We start from the raw sequence: 18,815 nt of genomic DNA on the forward strand, positions 1-18,815 counted from the left end.
TAGGAGGGATGTTGGAGGAGTTACACAAACCAAACATCATTGTTACGAACAGGGGGAGAGAGACATGCGTCGAGGTTTCCATGCAAACCGCATCCAAAACATCAGAAAGCATGGGCTGTTATTGGTCATGATTTTGCCAGGCATCGTCTATCTGTTCATCAACAATTACTTGCCCATGTTCGGCATTGTGATTGCGTTCAAAGATATCAATTTTGCAAAAGGAATCTGGGGAAGTGACTGGGTAGGCTTCAATAATTTCGCCTATCTGTTCCAAACGCAGGATGCTTGGGTGATTACCCGAAACACGCTACTATACAACGGCGCATTTATCGTGCTTGGAACAGTGCTCTCCATAGCTGTGGCCGTATTGTTGAACGAGGTAAAAAAGCGATTTGCCTCCCGGCTGTACCAAAGCATCATTTTGCTGCCCTATCTGATCTCGATGGTCATTGTCGCTTACTTGGTTCTGGCATTGCTAAACGAGGAAAACGGATTCGTCAACCACTACGTGCTCCCTTTGCTGGGGATTGACCCCGTGTCGTGGTATGCGGATTCCGGTAAGTGGCCCTTTATATTAAGTGTCGTATATCTATGGAAAAACGTTGGTTATACATGCATTGTTTATCTGGCCTCAATTGTAGGCATCAGCCAAGAATATTATGAATCCGCTACGCTGGACGGGGCATCCAAGTGGAGGCAAGTCTGGAGCATTACCCTTCCTCTGCTTAAACCCACGATGGTCATTATGGTGCTTCTTGCAGTGGGACGCATCTTCAATTCCGATTTCGGATTGTTCTATCAGGTTCCGCTGAATTCGGGTGCACTGCAAACGACTACCGATGTCATTGACACATACGTTTATCGTGGATTGATGACTTTTGGGGATTTCGGAATGTCATCCGCTGCCGGACTGTACCAGTCCATTGTCGGTTTTCTGTTAGTATTAACGACCAATGCGATCGTTCGTCGCAAAAACCGGGATTTGGCGCTGTTTTAGCTAAGGGGGAGAACAACATGTATTCAAATAGGATATATCAAATGGCTGTTCACCTCGTGCTCATCATGATGGGAATCGCTGCAGTGTTTCCGTTTATACTTCTGATATCCGCTTCCCTAACCGAGGAACAAGCCATTATCAGGGATGGTTATCGTTTGTTACCGGCTCAATTCAGCTTCGATGCTTATATGTATCTGTTTAATCAGTATTCGTTGATTCTGCGGTCGTATGGAATTACGACGTTCATCACGGTCGTGGGCACGATCGTTGGGTTGTTGATCACAACCCTGGTCGCTTATCCGCTATCCAGAAACGTGCTTCCATTTCGTTCGTTCCTGTCATTCTTCGTATTTTTCACCCTGCTTTTCAATGGGGGGCTGGTGCCGATGTACCTGGTTTATACGGACCTCTTCCATTTGAAAGATACCATCTGGTCGCTAATCATCCCGAATTTACTGACCAACGGGTTCTACATTTTGTTGATGCGCAGTTTCTTTTCCACATCAATTCCCGGCGAAGTCGTGGAGTCAGCCTATGTGGATGGAGCCAACGAATGGGTTATTTATTGCAAAATCGTTCTCCCGCTTGCTCTCCCAAGCCTGGCAACCATTGGTCTGATGCTCATGATCTCGTATTGGAACGATTGGTTTAACGGTCTGATCTTCATCAATGACGGAAGCCTCTACAGCATTCAAAACCTGCTTAATCGAATGTTGTCTGATGTCCAGTACTTGCAGCAAAGCAGTTTGTCTGGTCAGACAGCAGTTGTCTCATCCGTACCTCTCGGCAGTGTGAGAATGGCTATTGCCGTAATCGGCGTGTTGCCGCTGATCGCAGCGTATCCGTTTTTCCAGAAGTTCTTCGTCAAGGGATTGACTATTGGTGCCGTAAAAGGTTAGTTATGCTTCGTATCCAAGATGTCTTATCCAAAAGCAAACATGGGGAGTGAATGAAAATGTTCAGAAAAAGATTGCCTGTGGGTTTCATAAAGGTAATGTCCTTAATTTGTGCGGCCCCTCTATTGTTGACGGCATGCGGAAACCCAGACAGTAAGGAGGGGGCAGAACTTGGAAAAGCTTCAGCAACAGACATGTATGAAGTGGTCATGACGTATCCAGCTTTTGGGGATGTAACAGATGTTAAGGAAATTCAGGAAGCCATCAGTGATATTACAGCGGAAAAGGTAGGCGCCACCGTGAAGCTCTTGCCTGTTAATGGATCGAACTATGCCAATCAAATGAACTTGATGCTGGCGGGCAGCGAGAAACTGGATCTGGTGTATACCAGCGTATGGTTCGGCCTTGAATCCCAAATCGGCAGGGGGCAGTTACTGCCCATGGACGAATCGTTGAATGAATTTGGTAAAAAGATACTGGAGGCTGTTCCGGAGGAAGCCGCAGAAGCCGGGAAGATGAATGGCGAAACATATGGCGTTCCCAGCATTAAAGCTTGGGCACTTTCCCCCAGTTTTGTGATGGACAAAGAGCTTGCCGATAAACATGCTATTGACCTTAGCGCCATAAAAACCTGGAATGATATCTCTGCTGTATTGCAGCTTATCAAGGGCAAGGAGCCGGGTGTCACGCCGATTGTCAGCTATAACTCACAGGAAACACCCGGACAAGCCATGCTGAATTTTGATCCATTGGGAACAGCACCTGGCGTACTGGATTTTGGCGGGGAGGACTTCACCGTGCAGAACCTTTTTGCGACTTCGCGGTTCTCCACAATGGCTGACCTGATGCGTGATTGGTATCAAAAAGGTTATTTCAGCAAAGACGTCGCAACGTCACAGGAAACGGGGTCCAATCTGATCAAGGTAGGCAAAGCCTTCTCGTATATCCGGAATATCAATGAGTGTTACTCGGAATCGCTTGCGGCTGGGACTGAGCTTGTATGCGTCCCCCTTGAGGACTCATATATGACGCGTAATAGCGTAGCTTCCAACATGATGTCTTTGGCAAGGAACAGTGAGCAGCCGGATAAGGCGATTCAAGTATTGGAACTGTTTTACTCGGACGAAGCAGTCATTAATCTGTTTACCAACGGAATTGAGGGCAAGCATTACGTTAAGCGGGATAATGACCTGATCGGCAAGCCGGAAGGTGTTACTGCAACAGGATACGATTCAAATCAATATGCGGTGGGGAACAATTTCCTGTCCTATATATGGGAAGGGAACGATCCTGACATGTGGGAGCACTTGAGGGGCGAAAACGAGAGTGCCGTAAAATCAAGGGCGATGGGTTTCAGCTTCGACATCAATCCGGTTAAAACACAAATCACCTCGGTGACCAACGTCCAAAACCAGTATGATGCAGGCTTTCAGACAGGAACTTTTGACCCGTCAGAACTGGGTGCTTATACCGACAAACTAAAGAATGCAGGCGTAGAGAAAATATTGACGGAAAAGCAAAACCAGTTAAACCAATGGCTTGAAAATAAATAGAAGGAGCTGATCACGCATGTTTAATCCTGTCATTGATGTTCACCACCATATCATCTCTAAAGAAATGCAACGAAAGCAGCGGGAGCTGGGAATGGAGATTCCAAGTTTTATGCCAAAGTGGACGCCCGAGATCGGGATGCAAAAAATGGATGTATGTGACATCTCGTTTTCATTCCTTTCAGCCCCGTCAGACCTGACATTCATCGACCAATCTTCTGCCAACGCATTGGCACGTAAAATGAATGAAGAGCTCGCATCGTATGCTCAACTTCATCCTGAGCGGTATGGGGCATTTGCAACGCTTCCACTCCCGGATCCCGCAGCAGCCATGGAAGAAACCTTGTATGCACTTGATGTTCTCGGGATGGATGGTGTTGCAATGCTGACAAGTTATCAGGGGAAATATTTAAGCCATCCGGATTACACCGAATTGTTAACCGAATTGGATCGACGCAGTGCTGTTGTGTTTCTGCATCCCATCCTTATACCGCAAAAAATCGCTGGGCTCAGTCCTGCACTGCTTGAGGGCACCTTTGATACGACGCGTGCTGTCACTACGATGGCTGTTCATCGCATTTTCGACCAATATCCATCCATTACGTTCATTCTTCCCCATACAGGGGGCATGGTGCCGTATATTAAATGGAGAATTGCGCTTGCCGCCATCGGGCAAGATTCGATTCAGGTTGAAACAACACCGGAACAATTTCAAGCTGAAATAGCCAAACTGGACCACCTTTATTATGATTCCACGTTGAATCTCGGCACGATCCAAAAGTTGATTGCACCTGATCGGATTCTGTTCGGAGCGGACATACCTTGGCCAGCGGACAGCGTCCTTCGGATACAGCGGGAGTCGGTATTCCATGAAGCACAGCAGATCAGCGAAGAAAACGCGAAGGCGATCGCTTATGGCAATGCCTTTCGTCTATTCCCCCGCATTTCTAAGCTTTTTGATATAGAGAAAAAGTTAATTTAAAGTGAGAGGAAAAGTTAACTCAATAATATTAAGAAAGCAGCTGATCCAAGTGATCGGCTGCTTTTATTCAGCTAACGAGAGGAATCAATCATATATTATATTTTTTCCTTCTTCACTTAGTTTTCTCAAAGAGGTAATCATGTGATTAATCTCTTCTTCAGAGTGTCTTTCCCATGAAGCTAATTCAGCTACTATTTTAAGTGGCGATTTAGATCGATATGAACGTGTTGGATTTCCAGGAAATTTTTTATCAGTTACGTTAGGATCACTTTCAAAATCTCCTAATGGTTCTACAATGTATATTCTTTCTTTTGCATTAGATCTTGCCAATTCAGCACCCCATTTGGCAGCATTTAATGTTGCAGTAAAGTATATATGGTTAGAATTTTTTTCTTGGTAATTTGATAAAAATTGTGGTTCTAATAAATCACCAATTTGCAGTCCTGCTTTTGTACCATGAAAAAAAGGACCTTGGTCTATGATCACTTTTTGTCATCCATACGGATCCACCTCGTTTTTAGTTTTGTATTTAGCAGTATAGTGTAGGAATCTCAAAAAAAACAGTCTATAAAAAAATAAAAAATAACGGTATAATTTAAGTAGAGAGAACGATACTGAGTCCAATAACCCAAGTTTAAGAAAGCAGCCGATCAGCGTGATCGGCTGCTTTTGTTTAACTAACGAGCAGATTAAAAGATAATCCGTTCAAGGCAGGTCTCTGTCCTGGATTATAGAGTAATGTTGTAATGTCAGAGAATATAGTTGATAAGCATTATCATTCATGATATATTGTTAACCAGTAAACTAAATATAAGAATTCATTTAGAATAACTCTATTTTTTAAAGAATATTTTTGTTTACAAGTAAATAAGGAGCGATCAAAGAATGATCTCAAAAGATCGAACAAAACAGTTGCTTTATGACCAATTTATCCGTTTTTTACATGTGTATGAGAACCACAAGGATACAGAAATCGATCATTTCCTAAGTATCGCCCAGCGTGAAAGCATCGAGAAAATCCCTCAGCATTTGACCGCGGTTCATATGATAGATTGCATAGGCAAGCATGAGCCCATTAACAACACGGGTATTGCCGAGGCGATGAACTTGTCCAAAGCAAGTATCACCAAAATTGGCAACAAACTGCTAGAGGAAGGATTCGTCAAACGTACGAAAATGAACGACAACAAAAAGGAGAGCTATTTCCGGTTGTCACCGCAAGGCAAAAAAATCTTTGAATTACATGAACGTCTGCATATACATGAGGCTGAGCGCTTTTATCGTACTCTCGACAAATATTCAGAAACGGAGCTAAAAGTAATCCATCAATTTCTTCAAGACAGCAGTATAAATATTGAATCCAGATAGAACAAAGGAGAGTGAAGCATATGAGTCTGGCGGAATTGATCAGGGAGCGCAGGAGTATTCGTAAATGTAACTCTACGCCGGTGGACCAGGAGTTAATTGTAGAATTACTGCGTAAGGCTACAAGGCTTCAACCATTTGTTGAGTCTGGCTCATGGCGTGTAGTATATGCCGGAACTCCAGAAGCACGCAAACGGTTGGTGGACTGCATGCTGGAACAGATGTCACAAAGCAAGCTCGGCAAGCTGATTCCAGGGAAACTTCTGGATGTTTTTAAAAAGAGATTTACCGATATTCCTGCGCACGTCATTGTTATGTCGACTGTAGGACCGGATCGTCTGACCAATGACCGCAATTATGCGGCTGCCTGCGGGGTGATGCAGAGCTTCCAACTGCTGGGCTGGGAACGAGGGTTAGGAATGTTGTGGGATACAGAGTCCATGATTCAACATGAAGGGTTCTTCAATGGAATTGGCTTACGTGAGGATGAAAGATTTGTTGGTATTCTTCATATAGGATATTACAACAAAGCGCCAAGAAGTCGGAAAAGAACACCAGCCGAGCAGAAATGGACCGTATTGCGAGGACAGTCTACATAGAAGAGGAGGATATGAAAATGAAATTGTCAGATTTGGAAGGAGACATGGGCGGTCCGAGTGAGTTTTTGGATCAACCGGTATCGCAGGATCTAATCCTTGAGTTGCTCAATCATGCCGTATGGGCGCCAAATGATGGCCTCCGAGAGCCGTGGCGATTTATCTTTGCTGATAACCAGTATGGGGACATCATGCAGGGATTACAGGAGCCTGCCCCTGCATATCTTCTGGTCTTGGTGAAGGAAGAGGCGGATCAATATAAGCGGGAAGAGGACTTTGCAGCTGTCTGCTGCCTAATTCAGAATTTCCGCTTGCTGGCTCATGAGCAAAGTCTGGGTGTGCGCTGTACCTTGCATAACTGGATGTACGACCCGAGCCGTACTGAAATGTTTGGTGTACTGAGTAACGAGCGCATTGCTGCGGTTCTGGAATTGGGATACAGTGCGAATCAGTGGAAAGGAAATACGGAGTTACATGAGACTCAACTTCATTTTGAACTGCTGTAGGGGTGGAGACGATGGGATGAGACTCCAAATGGAAAAAATTGTTTTACAATCATTGTCAGTACGTTATACTACAATCATTAGGTGAATTACTCAATAAAAAAATGAAATATTGTAATTGATTAGTCACCCTCGGCTCGTCATCGTCTTGAGCCGCTTATTACATAATAAATATAGGAGGTATGATTATGGTCAAGAAGAAAATGTCCACAGCACTCAGTGCAGCTTTAATCGTTTCTATGCTGGCTACTGGCGTGATAGTCGCTATTCAGGGTACAACAACGTTAGAAGTAGCGAAGTCAGCAGGGGATAAAAAGGTTGAAGTTATTAAATAAAGCATACGTGAGAGACCTGCTAGAAAGTTAAAAGAACCTCATCTCGGTTAACCCGGCTGAGGTTTTTTTCTGTATCATTAGGCATTGAAAAAATGCAGACCTAAGTCCGTGAACGCTTGACCACCATTTACCATGACGCAAAGTCCAATCTAATGTACACGGAACTGGAAATGACCAACCAGGAAAAAGGGCAATCCAAGTCACAGTTAGTTGCTTACTACAAAACACCAGATAACGAGTATTAACAGCTCAACATTACGAGAGGTGAGGGAACGCTTAGCGCAGGGAAAGATATGCTTAATATCGTTATTTATTATGATCTCTTAAGGAATGGAGATTATGAGACAGGTTCTACTGACCATAAACTCATTATGGAAGTCATTGACCCGAGCGGGAAATCCATAGAGAAGATATTAACACTTGGTACCGATTTAACCGTTGGCAATAATAGATCAAACTTCATGAACTTGAATACCAACTTAAGCAAAATCATAAATAGTGGGACAGTTCGAATCACTCTGTATGATGGACCTCTGTCAAGAAAGTGGTCACTTACTCTACGGATTTTCCGGTAAATTGCTGTGCAAAACGGGCAGGGGAAAGGTACCCCTGCACCAAAACATCATAACTGATTGAGCTTGCTTTCAGGCTCTTCACCATTTTCTACACGTCTTATATTCTTTATAAAGAAATCATATCTTGTTTTATGAAATTTCCGACCATCAGGCATTCCTGCTGTATGGGGAGTAAGTATCACATTACCCAGATTCCGGAGTTCACTGTCAATAGGAAGCGGTTCAGATTCAAACACATCCAGGCATGCGCCTGAAATATCCCCGTTTTTTAATGCATCAATCAAGTCTCTTTCGTTGACAATGCCGCCGCGGGCTGTATTGATAAAAAGAGTGGTATTTTTCATTTTTTTGAATGCCGCTTTGTTGATTAGCTGTTTGGTTTGCTGATTCAAGGGTACATGTACACTGACTATGTCCGATGTTCTTACAAGAGTATCGAAGTCCGTCATTTTCACAAAACCATCAGATTGTACAGTGGCATTTCTCGCATACGCCAGCACATTCATGTCAAAGACCCTGCAAAACGCAGCTACTTTTTTTCCAATAGCACCCAAACCGATAATTCCAATCGTTTTTCCTTTTAACTCACTCCCTGTATAGTCCAATTGATTTTCATCCATCTTGTTTTTCATGAAAGTATCAAGAAACGGTATGTTTTTATAATAAGACAATATCAGTGCCATGACGTGCTCGGCCACTGCCTGTGCATTCACTCCTCCAGCATTGGCCACCCAAATGCCGCGCTGTGTACAGGCAGGGACATCCACATTATCAAATCCTGCACCTGTCTGTACCAATTTTAATTTTTTTGCGTTAGAAAGCAGGCTGTGGTCCACTTTAATATGTTCAGGAATGATTACTTGGCAATCTTCAATATGATCCAGCATTTCTTTTCCGGGAGGAATAATTACAACGTTCCAGTCTTGCGGGAAACACCTTACAATATTGGATTTTGAGGTCTCGGTAAAATAGCCAACGATGAGAATTTTCATTGCTAAACCACCTTTCATAAGTTATACCATTCTTCAAATAAAACCGTTGATGCTCGTCATTTTATCCTTTTAATACAATTTTATCAAGAAAATCTCATTACGTTCTATTGAACGGGAATGGAAAAGAATCTAGATAAACAATATACTAGCTATATAGTTTTTTATTGAGGTGAATATCAAATGGATGAAATCGATGAGTCAAAACAAATTGTACTACAAATCGGCGGTGCATTAAAAAAGTATAGAAAAGAAAAAAACATGACCTTAGACGACTTATCAGAATTAACGGGCGTAAGCAAACTTACTCTAGGGAATATCGAACGTGGCGAGACAAATCCAACTTTGGCCATCATATGGAAAATTTCAAAAGGAATATCTTTACCGCTATTGGCTTTGTTCACCACAGAGAAACCTGTTAGTTTGTATCGAGCAGGGGAGGGACTGTGGTTTTCTAATGATGAGAAAAATTGGATCATTGAACCCGTCTTTAAAAGCAACGATATTGAAATGTGTCGGGCATACTTACAGCCAAATAGCTCGTATTATCCTGAAGGTCATCATGTGAATACAACTGAAATTGCGACAGTAATGACGGGTTCCATTGAGTTACAAGTCAATGGAGAGATTTACACATTGAATCAATATGATACAATCAGTTTTCGTGCAGATTATCCTCACGCTTATACCAATCATACGAATAATGAAACAGTGCTCCATATATCCTTAAAATATGGTTTCTAATATTCGAAAATCCACTTATTAAATGCAACTCCGAATTCCATTACGGGAATTCAGAGTTGTATTTTTTTAATCCAATTAAGTATATTATAAAATAATTATTGTTTATAAAAGTATATTATAATATACTTTTAGTATTCGCGCGGATGTTATAGCAAAGTTTTTCAGCCAACAAGAAGCAAATATAATACGTAAGAAATTCAGGAAGGAGAAATGAAGAATGCCGAATAAACAAAATAATAAATTCGTGCCATCCTCTGTAGCGCTGCTCATTCTCGGCATTATTGTTATTGCAGCTAATTTACGTACTCCCTTAACCTCAGTTGGTCCTTTAGTGGGTTTTATAAGGGATGACGTTCATATTTCAAATACATTAGCAGGCCTGATCACAACCGTACCCTTGCTTGCCTTTGCTTTATTATCACCTCTTGTACCAAAATTAGGACGGAGGTATGGGGTTGAGCGTATCATTTTGATTGCCCTCATCTTTCTGACTGTTGGTATTGTAATACGATCTTTATCTGGCGCAGTTAATCTATTTATTGGAACAGCAGTTCTTGGATTCGCCATTTCCATATGTAATGTATTATTACCAAGTATAATCAAAAGGGATTTTCCACATAAAATTGGCTCCATGACAGGAGTTTACTCCATTTCAATGAATTTATGTGGAGCAATCGCATCGGGAATCAGTGTACCGCTAGCCATGAACGCAGGGCTAAAATGGCAGGGAGCATTGGGAATATGGGGGATTCTAAGCTTTGTATCAATCCTCTGTTGGTTACCCCAATTAAGAAATCAAACAAAACAAACCGCCACGACGAGTCAACAAATGGCAAGCAACGATGTGAATGTTTGGCGATCCCCGCTTGCTTGGCAAGTAACCTTATTCATGGGTATACAGTCTATGGTTTTCTATGTATTGATCGCATGGTTGCCTGAAATTTTAAAGCAGCAAGGAATTGACTCCAACCAATCTGGATGGTACCTCTCGATCATGCAGTTAGCGATGCTTCCATTTACCTTTATTGTCCCTGTTATTGCTGGGCGTATGTCTAACCAACGTTTGTTAGTAATCATCACAACCATTCTGCTTTTGACGGGGACGCTCGGACTTCTTTACGGAAGTTCTAATGTCATTCTTTTGTGGATCGTCATACTCGGAATTGGTGGAGGCTTCGCCTTTAGTTTAGCCATGATGTTTTTCGGATTACGCACTGAAAATGCACATCAAGCAGCGGAACTATCTGGCATGGCCCAATCGATCGGATATTTTCTTGCCGCGATCGGTCCAGCCCTTATAGGATATCTGCACGATGCAACAAATAGTTGGAACCTGCCACTTTTCATTCTTCTTGGGGCTTCAGTGTTACTCTTTTTAGTTGGTATCGGAGCAGCAAGTAATCAAAAAATCAATACCATGAAATAATAAAAAGCCCGCAAGGACGCGGGCTTTTGTTAGTTTTAACATCAAGTATACATTACCTGCCGGAAATTTCATTCAGCGAGATTTCCTGTTCCTCCAGCAGTCGTTTCAGCTTTTGGCGCTGCCGTTTTTCCTTCTGACGGCGCTCTTTGTCCTCAGCCTTTAGAGCCTTGAGCAGGGAGAAACACATACCGATAAGGACAATAGCGAACGGCAATGCGGTTACAATGGATGCCGTCTGGAGGCCAGTTAACCCCCCGCTAATTAGCAGTACTACCGCGATGGAGGACTGCATGATTCCCCAGGTTAATTTCACTCTTGTACTTGGGTCCAGTTTGCCATCTGAAGTGAGCATGCCCAGTACAAAGGTAGCTGAATCAGCCGACGTAATGAAGAAGATCATGATCAGCATTGTGGCGATGAATGCCACGATCGTGCCCAAAGGCAGCTGCTCCAGCATAAGGAATAAAGCGGTTGTCGTATCTTCCTTGACAGCCTCCGCCAGATGAGCGGCATTGAACAATTCCATGTGAAGTCCTGTTCCGCCAAAAACGGAGAACCAGATAAATCCGAAAAGACTTGGAATAACCATGACGTAAATTACAAATTCCTTTATGGTTCTTCCTCTGGATACCCTTGCGATAAAAGTGCCGACAAAAGGAGCCCACGAGATCCACCATGCCCAGTAAAATAACGTCCATGCTCCAATCCAGGTTTCTCTTGAGAACGGCGTCAGTCTCAAACTCATGTTAATAATATTCTGCATGTAACTGCCCAGGGTTGTTGTGAATGTGTCAAATATAAAAGAAGTCGGTCCAGTCACCAATACAAACAACATCAATAACAAAGCTATAACGAGGTTGACGTTGCTCAGAATCTTAATACCTTTATCCAGACCGGAGGTTGCCGAGATTAAAAACAGTACGGTTACAACTATGATAATGACAACCTGAGACAGAGTCGAGTTAGGAATACCGAATAAGTGATTCAGACCCCCGCCGATCTGAAGAGCACCCAATCCAAGCGAGGTCGCAACACCAAAGATGGTGGATATGACCGCCAGAATATCAATAACCTTACCAAGCCAGCCAGCAGCAAGACGCTCACCGATCAGAGGAATAAAGGTGGAACTGATCAGCCCTTTGTATCCTTTCCGGAACTGGAAGTAAGCAAGCGCTAAACCGATGACGGTATAGATAGCCCAAGGATGCAGCCCCCAGTGGAAAAAGGAATAACGCATTGAAAGTATGGCTGCTTGCGTTGTTTCGGGTACCGCCCCCTCAGGTGCAGATAAATAGTGGGATAGCGGTTCAGCAACTCCCCAGAAAACCAGCCCAATGCCCATACCCGCGCTAAACAGCATGGACAGCCAGGAAATCGTAGAATACTCCGGCTCATCATCGTCATCCCCAAGCCTAATACCCCCAAACCGGCTGAACGCCAGATAGAAAGCAAAGATCAGGAAGAACAGTGTCGCTAGCAAATAAAACCAGCCAAAATTCTGAATAGAGAAGTTGTAGGCAACATTAGCCACATCCGCTAGCTGATCAGGAGCGACGGCTCCCCATATTGCAAACAGTGCAACGATGATAATTGTGATTGTAAATACCATGATGAGACCTCCATTATGTAAGCTTCAGCCAACTGTTTCCTTAGTATGTGCTAGTCCAACTTGTAATATTTCGAAAAGCTAGCTGTTGATAAATTAAAACAAACCGCCATGTAATGAAACACTCAGCGGTTTGTTTTGATCTTGCCTGAATAATATATGGCCTATAATCTCTTGTTAATCAGAGATATTGTATCATCTCATCTAACTAGTTTTATTCATTTATGAAAAGAAATCTGTAGAAGGCTGACTGTCATCGTAAATTTACAGATCCTTCAGATTATATTGCATGCGAGTAAGCATGTCGGTCATCATTGCAACTTCTTCTTCACTGAAATCCAGTATCATCTGATGAAGAAACTGGTTTCGATCCTGTTTGAAATTGGCGATATGCGTTAGCCCTTGTTCTGTTAACCGGACGAAGGTTTCCCGATGATCGTCGGGGTTTCTTCTTCGTGACACCAAACCGTCTGCTTCCAGTTGCTTCAAATGGCGTGTAACAGCGGCACTGTCAATATGAATGGCCTTCTGCAAATGGCTTTGTGTAACTTCTTCATGAAGATAGAGATGATACAGCAGAACGTATCGTGAGGAACTGATCCCCGTACAACGTTCAAATTTAGGTTTCAACTGATTGCTTATATTTTTAAGTAATATTAATAAGGTTTCTTGTTCCAGCGAACAATTCATGTTTGCCCCTCCTTGAATGGTGCAGAATGTCTTGAAAAGCTTCAGGTAACAAGGGCAGATTCCTTCCAAGACATTCAGCAACTAAAGGCAACTATATCACAATGTGGAGACTACTCACACTATCGCTTTGAATCATGCCCAAAACGTGGTCTCTTCGGCTGGCATACGGTAGGAGGTGTATCCCTCGCTTGCAGCTTTTCCAATTGTCAGTAGCATGACTGGTACATAACGTTCTTTATCCAAGCCAAACACTTCGGCAATTTGATCTTTTTCATAACCGCCGACTGGATTGGTATCATACCCATGTGCACGGGCAACCAGCATCAATTGCATGGAAACCAGACCGGCGTCAAGCATAATGACATCGTTCATTTCAGCATCGGACATGTTGTTATAGATCGGTTTGAATGCCTTCAACTGAAAGTCCTTAACATCTTGTGGCATTAAGCCATGCTCAACAGCTTTTCCATAGATGTTTTCTGCATAATCGAAGTTGTTTTTGTCTGCAAACACAGCAATGACAGCAGAAGCTTGAGCGACTTTTTCTTTGTTAAAGCGGGACAGTGGGACGAGTTTTTCTTTTCCCTCTGGAGTATCCACCACAAGGAAGCGCCAAGGCTGCATGTTGATGGAGGAAGGGGCAGTGCTAGCTTCATTGATGATTTGAGTCATTTCTTCCCTGCTGATTTTTACCGATGAATCGTATGTCTTAATGGAGCGGCGTCCATAAATAATTTCGTTAAAATCGTTTGTTTGTTGGTATGGTTTCATAATAGTTACTCTCCCTTTATATTTAGTTGAGCTATCAATGTTTGACTAATCAATTGTTGATAAGTCAAATATAAGCGAAAACTAAGTCCGTTTCAATAGTTTTTTTATGTAAAATTATAACAATAAAAGCAACATTTATAACGATTCTAACTTAACTTTTGCATAATTTTATCCTGGTTGTTTAAAAATGAGTAAGGATAATATGCATGAACGCTCAGTGACTAGATACAAATAAATAATCAGGAATAGCACGTAAAAGGCCATTAGCTTAGAGGAGTGATACAGAAATGAAAGCAGTTGTGATTAATCAATATGGAAGTAAAGAAGAGTTAGTTGAGCAGGAAGTGAATAAACCGAGGGCAGAAGCCAATCAAGTGGTTGTAAAATTAGAGGCTACATCCATTAATCCAATCGATTGGAAATTAAGAGAGGGTTACTTAAAAGAAATGTATGACTGGGAATTCCCTATTATCTTAGGGTGGGATGTAGCCGGGGTCATAACTGAAATTGGTTCAAACGTTACCAAATGGAAAGTTGGAGATCGAGTATTCAGTCGTCCTGATACAACACGTTTCGGTTCGTATGCTGAATATACAGCAGTTGATGAGCACCTACTGGCAAAACTACCTGATTCAATCTCATATGAGGAGGCTGCAGCTGTACCTTTAGCTGGTTTAACAGCATGGCAGGTACTGTTTACTCATGGCGATCTAAAAGAAGGTGAAACCGTACTTATTCACGCTGGAGCTGGTGGTGTAGGTATGTATGCCATTCAATTAGCAAAACATGCCGGCGCTCATGTTATTACAACAGCAAGTGAAAAAAATCATGAACTTCTTTATTCGTTAGGTGCTGATCAGGTCATTGATTACAAAAAGGAAAACTTTGAAGAGATTCTAAAAGATATAGATTTAGTGTTTGACACGATGGGTGGAGAAGTAGCTGAGAATAGCTATAAGGTGCTTAAGCCAAATACCGGAAGACTGATTACCATTGTTGGTGAACCCAATCATGATACTGCTAAGTCTCACAATGTATTAGCAAAGGGGATATGGCTACAGCCAGATGGTGATCAATTGCAGAGAATGGGAGATCTGATGGAAGAGAACAAGATAAAGTCAATTGTAGGGGCAACATTCCCGTTTAGTAGACAGGGGATTTATGATGCACATGCTTTGAGTGAAACTCACCACGCTGTAGGTAAGATTGTCATTACATTTTAAAAAAGAAGACTGGGAAAAACCGCTAAACGTTAAAATAGGCAACTGTCGAGGGACAAAAACATATTCCTATTAAGTCGCTATCTTAGCGGCTTTTTTATATTATCAGTACAAGTTCGTGTCCCGAGCCAAGGACAAGAACTTGTACCGATTACGATTTAAGAGATTTATGTAAGCAAACTTTGCGTCTCTTTAATAAAAGCGGCGATAGCAGGAGAGATCGCTTCCAGGGAGGGGACTGCTAATCCTATGACACGGTTAATAGAAGGAGTTAACGGTTTTACCAGGATATTAGCTGGCACAGCCGGTAGTATCATCGAAGGCAATCGTATGGCTAACGCCCGATTGGCTGGTATTTTTCATTTTACACTCGAAGGGCAAATCATTATCATGGATTCTATAGAGCAGATAGAGTTGGGTCACGACGATGATAAATTTGCGAGTCGTTCATTTTATACTGACAGGTTTCTCCATTCAAGTTGGAGAATTCGCGCATGTAACCCGTGAAGATTATTTGCGCCTGACCGAGAATTGGGAGGATGTTCATGATTGAACTGATCAGACACGTTATGGAAGACATGAACAAGCAGCTTGACCGTATCGAGAAGAGTTTGAACTTGCTGAATGATGAACTCATTTGGATAAGAATAAAGGGCTCCATGAATAGCGTCGGTAATCTTTGTTTGCATTTGGCAGGTAACGAATATCAGAATTTCGTTAGCGCGATCGGCAACAGACCGTTCATCCGGACGCGAACCCTTGAATTCACGAAGGACGGGGGAATATCGAGAGAAAAGCTGATTCTTCTTCTTCGGGAAACCAGAAAGGAATCGGAAAATGTTGTAGCTGCGTTATCGAACGACGATTTGTCCCGAGAGGTTATCATTCGCTATGACCGTGAGGATTGGAACCGAATGCACCGAACGAATAGGTGTACTGAAGAAACCTACGATACAAGAGTAATCGGTCGTCTGCTTATCCAGGTATCGGCACACTACGGATATCACGCAGGACAGATCGTTGTGCTTGCCAAGATGCTGCAAGATACGCAAGAACATGTCACGGGTCAGTACCATTGAGGAGGGTATTGATGGTCATGATCAGACCGTTCAAACTATCCCGATTCGGTCCCATGCGATCGCCAACCTTGTGGACAATGCCATCAAATATTCAGGCAGTCCATCGCTAATCGAATTGAAGTTAGAACATACGACAAGCGAGATAGTTATACGGATACGTGATCAAGGTATCGGTATCAAGGGCGATGAGCTGGAGAGAGTGCAGGAACGTTTTTACCGGGCGAAAAATGCAAGCACAGCGAACGGTTCAGGTCGATGTAAAAGAACGAATACCCTTTAAAGTCGCTATTTTAGCGGCTTTTTTTGTTGTAAAGAAAAGGTACAAGTGCTTTCGTGGCACAGAGAAGTGGATGACCAAGCCTCTGAAATTGTCGGTCTATAGGAGTTAGAAAAGGATTAGGATATAAGGAATGCAGATTTCTCACCTGTTCCTGAAAACGTAAAGAAAGGGGGGGAATAATTGGCCATTTTATCAACTGGACCGATTGAGAATAATCCGGTCAGTGGTGTAAGACCAACACAACAGCTGACCATTAATATTGATAATAGAAATTTGGTTACGAATGCAATTGTTTTGATTCAGGGTTATTACCTAAACGGAACCAGAACGGAATATATACTCGAATTAATTAGCGTAAATCCAAACCAAGCCATTAAAAAAGATTATTTTGCAAACCTAGACGTATTTGAATTTGTCTTTACAACGAGTGGTTTAGCAGAACAACAAGTGGAAATTTCAGTTTGGGGAAAAAATTCCATGGGACAGCTCGTAACGCCTCACCGTATCGTATCTTCAGAATTGTTGGAAGCCAATGGAGCTACGGGCATCACTGGCGCAACTGGGGAGACAGGGGCAACCGGCGTAAGCGGGGCTACGGGGATCTCAGGTTCAACCGGTGCGACAGGTGCAACCGGGGTAACAGGAGCTACAGGGAATACAGGCCCCGATGGAGGTGCAACTGGAGCCACGGGCGTAACCGGAGCTACGGGCATCTCAGGTGCAACCGGCCAGACAGGCGCAACGGGTGTAACCGGAGCCACAGGTATCACGGGTGCTACCGGCGTAACCGGAGCCACGGGGATCTCAGGTGCAACTGGCGAGACAGGGGCTACGGGGGCAACCGGAGCCACGGGCATCACGGGCGTAACCGGCGAGACTGGTACAACGGGGGTAACGGGAGCCACGGGCATCACGGGTGCAACCGGCGAGACTGGTGCAACGGGGGTAACGGGAGCCACGGGCATCACGGGCGTAACCGGCGAGACTGGTGCAACGGGTGTAACCGGAGCCACAGGCATCACGGGCGTAACCGGCGAGACTGGTGCAACGGGTGTAACGGGAGCCACGGGCATCACGGGCGTAACCGGCGAGACTGGTACAACCGGCGTAACGGGAGCTACGGGGATCTCAGGTGCAACTGGCGAGACAGGCATCACGGGGGCAACCGGGGAGACTGGTGCAACGGGCGTAACCGGAGCCACGGGCATCACGGGCGTAACCGGCGAGACTGGTGCAACGGGTGTAACCGGAGCCACAGGCATCACGGGCGTAACCGGCGAGACTGGTACAACCGGCGTAACGGGAGCCACAGGCATCACGGGTGCAACCGGCGAGACTGGTACAACCGGCGAGACTGGTGCAACGGGAGCCACGGGCATCACGGGCGTAACCGGCGAGACTGGTGCAACGGGTGCAACCGGAGCCACAGGCATCACGGGTGCAACCGGGGAGACTGGTGCAACGGGGGTAACGGGAGCCACGGGCATCACGGGCGTAACCGGCGAGACTGGTGCAACGGGTGCAACCGGAGCCACAGGCATCACGGGCGTAACCGGCGAGACTGGTGCAACGGGTGTAACCGGAGCCACGGGCATCTCAGGCGCAACCGGAGGGACAGGGGCCACGGGTGTAACCGGAGCCACAGGTATCTCAGGCGCAACGGGCGTATCTGGGGCCACGGGGATCTCAGGTGCGACTGGGCAAACAGGCACAAGTGGGGCAACAGGTGCAACGGGCTCAACTGGGGCCACAGGGAGCACAGGTGCAACCGGGGCAAATGCCACAATACAAAATGGATTATTTAATGTTAGCGTACCTTCTGTTGCAAATGCGACAGCTATTTCGTATACGACTGTATTTATTAATGGCACTAACATATTGCATCCTACAAGTACAACCTTTGTACTGGCAATAGGCCACATTTATTTGGTTTCGTATACGTTTAGAGCAACGAGTTCTGTAGTTGGGAACGTTACGGTCACACCAAGAACTAACCTCGTATTTCAAAGTCGGTTTTCAGGGAGAGCAGTTACAGGAACTTTAGATGCGAATGTAAGTGTATCGGGTACGTTTTTAGCTGATGCTACTTCAACTGCGCTTACAATCGATTTTCTTTATAATGGATCGGCAACAGCTACACTTACAGATGGTTCTGTTTCGATTATTCAGGTTCAGTAACGGAGTGGAAGATTAGAGCCTAAATTTTGTTAG

The 18,815-nt window shown here is 44.0% G+C and carries 20 protein-coding genes; 15 read left to right on the forward strand and 5 right to left on the reverse strand.

Annotated features, from left to right (window positions below; all coding sequences use genetic code 11):
• Positions 1-64: 64 nt before the first annotated feature.
• From MHH92_RS15870 to MHH92_RS15885, 4 genes are read left to right on the forward strand one after another with little or no spacing between them, the layout of a single operon-like run.
• Positions 65-997: an ABC transporter permease gene (locus MHH92_RS15870; protein WP_340904800.1), complete on the forward strand. Its 933-nt coding sequence runs from the start codon at positions 65-67 to the stop codon at positions 995-997.
• Between the two features lie 17 nt (positions 998-1,014).
• Positions 1,015-1,896 (forward strand): carbohydrate ABC transporter permease, encoded by an 882-nt coding sequence (locus MHH92_RS15875; protein ID WP_100527567.1) that lies wholly within the window; start codon positions 1,015-1,017, stop codon positions 1,894-1,896.
• A gap of 56 nt (positions 1,897-1,952) precedes the next feature.
• Positions 1,953-3,446 carry an ABC transporter substrate-binding protein gene (locus MHH92_RS15880; RefSeq protein ID WP_340904806.1) on the forward strand — a complete coding sequence of 498 codons (1,494 nt, stop codon included), beginning with the start codon at positions 1,953-1,955 and terminating at the stop codon, positions 3,444-3,446.
• Between the two features lie 16 nt (positions 3,447-3,462).
• Positions 3,463-4,425 (forward strand): amidohydrolase family protein, encoded by a 963-nt coding sequence (locus MHH92_RS15885; protein WP_036615371.1) that lies wholly within the window; start codon positions 3,463-3,465, stop codon positions 4,423-4,425.
• 84 nt (positions 4,426-4,509) lie between these two features.
• Here the strand turns inward: MHH92_RS15885 and arr are convergent, their stop codons facing one another.
• Positions 4,510-4,911, reverse strand: a complete 402-nt coding sequence (arr, locus tag MHH92_RS15890) for an NAD(+)--rifampin ADP-ribosyltransferase (RefSeq protein ID WP_340904809.1) — start codon at positions 4,909-4,911, stop codon at positions 4,510-4,512.
• A gap of 399 nt (positions 4,912-5,310) precedes the next feature.
• On the opposite strand from arr, the gene MHH92_RS15895 reads away from it, so the two are divergent.
• The 4 genes from MHH92_RS15895 (at position 5,311) to MHH92_RS15910 (ending at position 7,224) form a co-directional block, all read left to right on the forward strand.
• Complete coding sequence (locus MHH92_RS15895) at positions 5,311-5,793, forward strand: MarR family transcriptional regulator (RefSeq protein ID WP_340904810.1); 483 nt, start codon at positions 5,311-5,313, stop codon at positions 5,791-5,793.
• Positions 5,794-5,813: 20 nt separating this feature from the next.
• The gene (locus MHH92_RS15900; RefSeq protein ID WP_340904811.1) at positions 5,814-6,389 is read left to right on the forward strand and encodes a nitroreductase family protein; all 576 of its coding nucleotides are present in this window, start codon (positions 5,814-5,816) and stop codon (positions 6,387-6,389) included.
• A gap of 17 nt (positions 6,390-6,406) precedes the next feature.
• Positions 6,407-6,892 carry a nitroreductase family protein gene (locus MHH92_RS15905; protein ID WP_340904812.1) on the forward strand — a complete coding sequence of 162 codons (486 nt, stop codon included), beginning with the start codon at positions 6,407-6,409 and terminating at the stop codon, positions 6,890-6,892.
• 185 nt (positions 6,893-7,077) lie between these two features.
• Complete coding sequence (locus MHH92_RS15910; RefSeq protein ID WP_179087923.1) at positions 7,078-7,224, forward strand: hypothetical protein; 147 nt, start codon at positions 7,078-7,080, stop codon at positions 7,222-7,224.
• A gap of 622 nt (positions 7,225-7,846) precedes the next feature.
• On the opposite strand, the gene MHH92_RS15915 is transcribed toward MHH92_RS15910, so the two are convergent.
• Positions 7,847-8,791 carry an NAD(P)-dependent oxidoreductase gene (locus MHH92_RS15915; protein ID WP_340904813.1) on the reverse strand — a complete coding sequence of 315 codons (945 nt, stop codon included), beginning with the start codon at positions 8,789-8,791 and terminating at the stop codon, positions 7,847-7,849.
• Positions 8,792-8,971: 180 nt separating this feature from the next.
• Here MHH92_RS15915 and MHH92_RS15920 point away from each other — a divergent pair, with 180 nt between their 5' ends.
• Entirely contained in the window at positions 8,972-9,532 is a 561-nt protein-coding gene (locus tag MHH92_RS15920; protein WP_340904814.1) for a helix-turn-helix domain-containing protein, read from the forward strand.
• Positions 9,533-9,749: 217 nt separating this feature from the next.
• Complete coding sequence (locus MHH92_RS15925; RefSeq protein ID WP_340904815.1) at positions 9,750-10,958, forward strand: CynX/NimT family MFS transporter; 1,209 nt, start codon at positions 9,750-9,752, stop codon at positions 10,956-10,958.
• Between the two features lie 52 nt (positions 10,959-11,010).
• Here MHH92_RS15925 and MHH92_RS15930 read toward each other — a convergent pair whose 3' ends face one another.
• The 3 genes from MHH92_RS15930 to MHH92_RS15940 all read right to left on the reverse strand — a co-directional run bounded on the left by MHH92_RS15930 (position 11,011) and on the right by MHH92_RS15940 (position 14,025).
• Entirely contained in the window at positions 11,011-12,567 is a 1,557-nt protein-coding gene (locus MHH92_RS15930) for a glycine betaine uptake BCCT transporter (RefSeq protein ID WP_076253202.1), read from the reverse strand.
• 261 nt (positions 12,568-12,828) lie between these two features.
• A complete protein-coding gene (locus MHH92_RS15935; protein WP_036615356.1) occupies positions 12,829-13,254 on the reverse strand; it encodes a MarR family winged helix-turn-helix transcriptional regulator in 426 nt (141 codons plus the stop codon).
• A 132-nt stretch (positions 13,255-13,386) separates the two neighbouring features.
• Positions 13,387-14,025 carry a nitroreductase family protein gene (locus MHH92_RS15940; RefSeq protein ID WP_036615355.1) on the reverse strand — a complete coding sequence of 213 codons (639 nt, stop codon included), beginning with the start codon at positions 14,023-14,025 and terminating at the stop codon, positions 13,387-13,389.
• 287 nt (positions 14,026-14,312) lie between these two features.
• Here MHH92_RS15940 and MHH92_RS15945 point away from each other — a divergent pair, with 287 nt between their 5' ends.
• The 5 genes from MHH92_RS15945 (at position 14,313) to MHH92_RS15965 (ending at position 18,782) form a co-directional block, all read left to right on the forward strand.
• A complete protein-coding gene (locus MHH92_RS15945; RefSeq protein WP_340904816.1) occupies positions 14,313-15,248 on the forward strand; it encodes an NADP-dependent oxidoreductase in 936 nt (311 codons plus the stop codon).
• A gap of 424 nt (positions 15,249-15,672) precedes the next feature.
• The gene (locus tag MHH92_RS15950; protein ID WP_340904817.1) at positions 15,673-15,798 is read left to right on the forward strand and encodes a hypothetical protein; all 126 of its coding nucleotides are present in this window, start codon (positions 15,673-15,675) and stop codon (positions 15,796-15,798) included.
• Positions 15,791-16,324, forward strand: coding sequence for a DUF1572 family protein (locus MHH92_RS15955; RefSeq protein ID WP_340904818.1), 534 nt, complete (start codon positions 15,791-15,793; stop codon positions 16,322-16,324). Before MHH92_RS15950 ends, MHH92_RS15955 begins: the two co-directional genes overlap by 8 nt.
• Positions 16,302-16,604, forward strand: a complete 303-nt coding sequence (locus tag MHH92_RS15960; protein WP_340904819.1) for an ATP-binding protein — start codon at positions 16,302-16,304, stop codon at positions 16,602-16,604. Before MHH92_RS15955 ends, MHH92_RS15960 begins: the two co-directional genes overlap by 23 nt.
• 180 nt (positions 16,605-16,784) lie before the next feature.
• Positions 16,785-18,782: a beta strand repeat-containing protein gene (locus MHH92_RS15965; RefSeq protein ID WP_340904820.1), complete on the forward strand. Its 1,998-nt coding sequence runs from the start codon at positions 16,785-16,787 to the stop codon at positions 18,780-18,782.
• Positions 18,783-18,815: the final 33 nt, after the last annotated feature.

It is taken from the genome of Paenibacillus sp. FSL M7-1414 (assembly GCF_038003195.1).
In the GTDB taxonomy this organism is placed as follows: Bacteria; Bacillota; Bacilli; order Paenibacillales; family Paenibacillaceae; genus Paenibacillus; species Paenibacillus amylolyticus.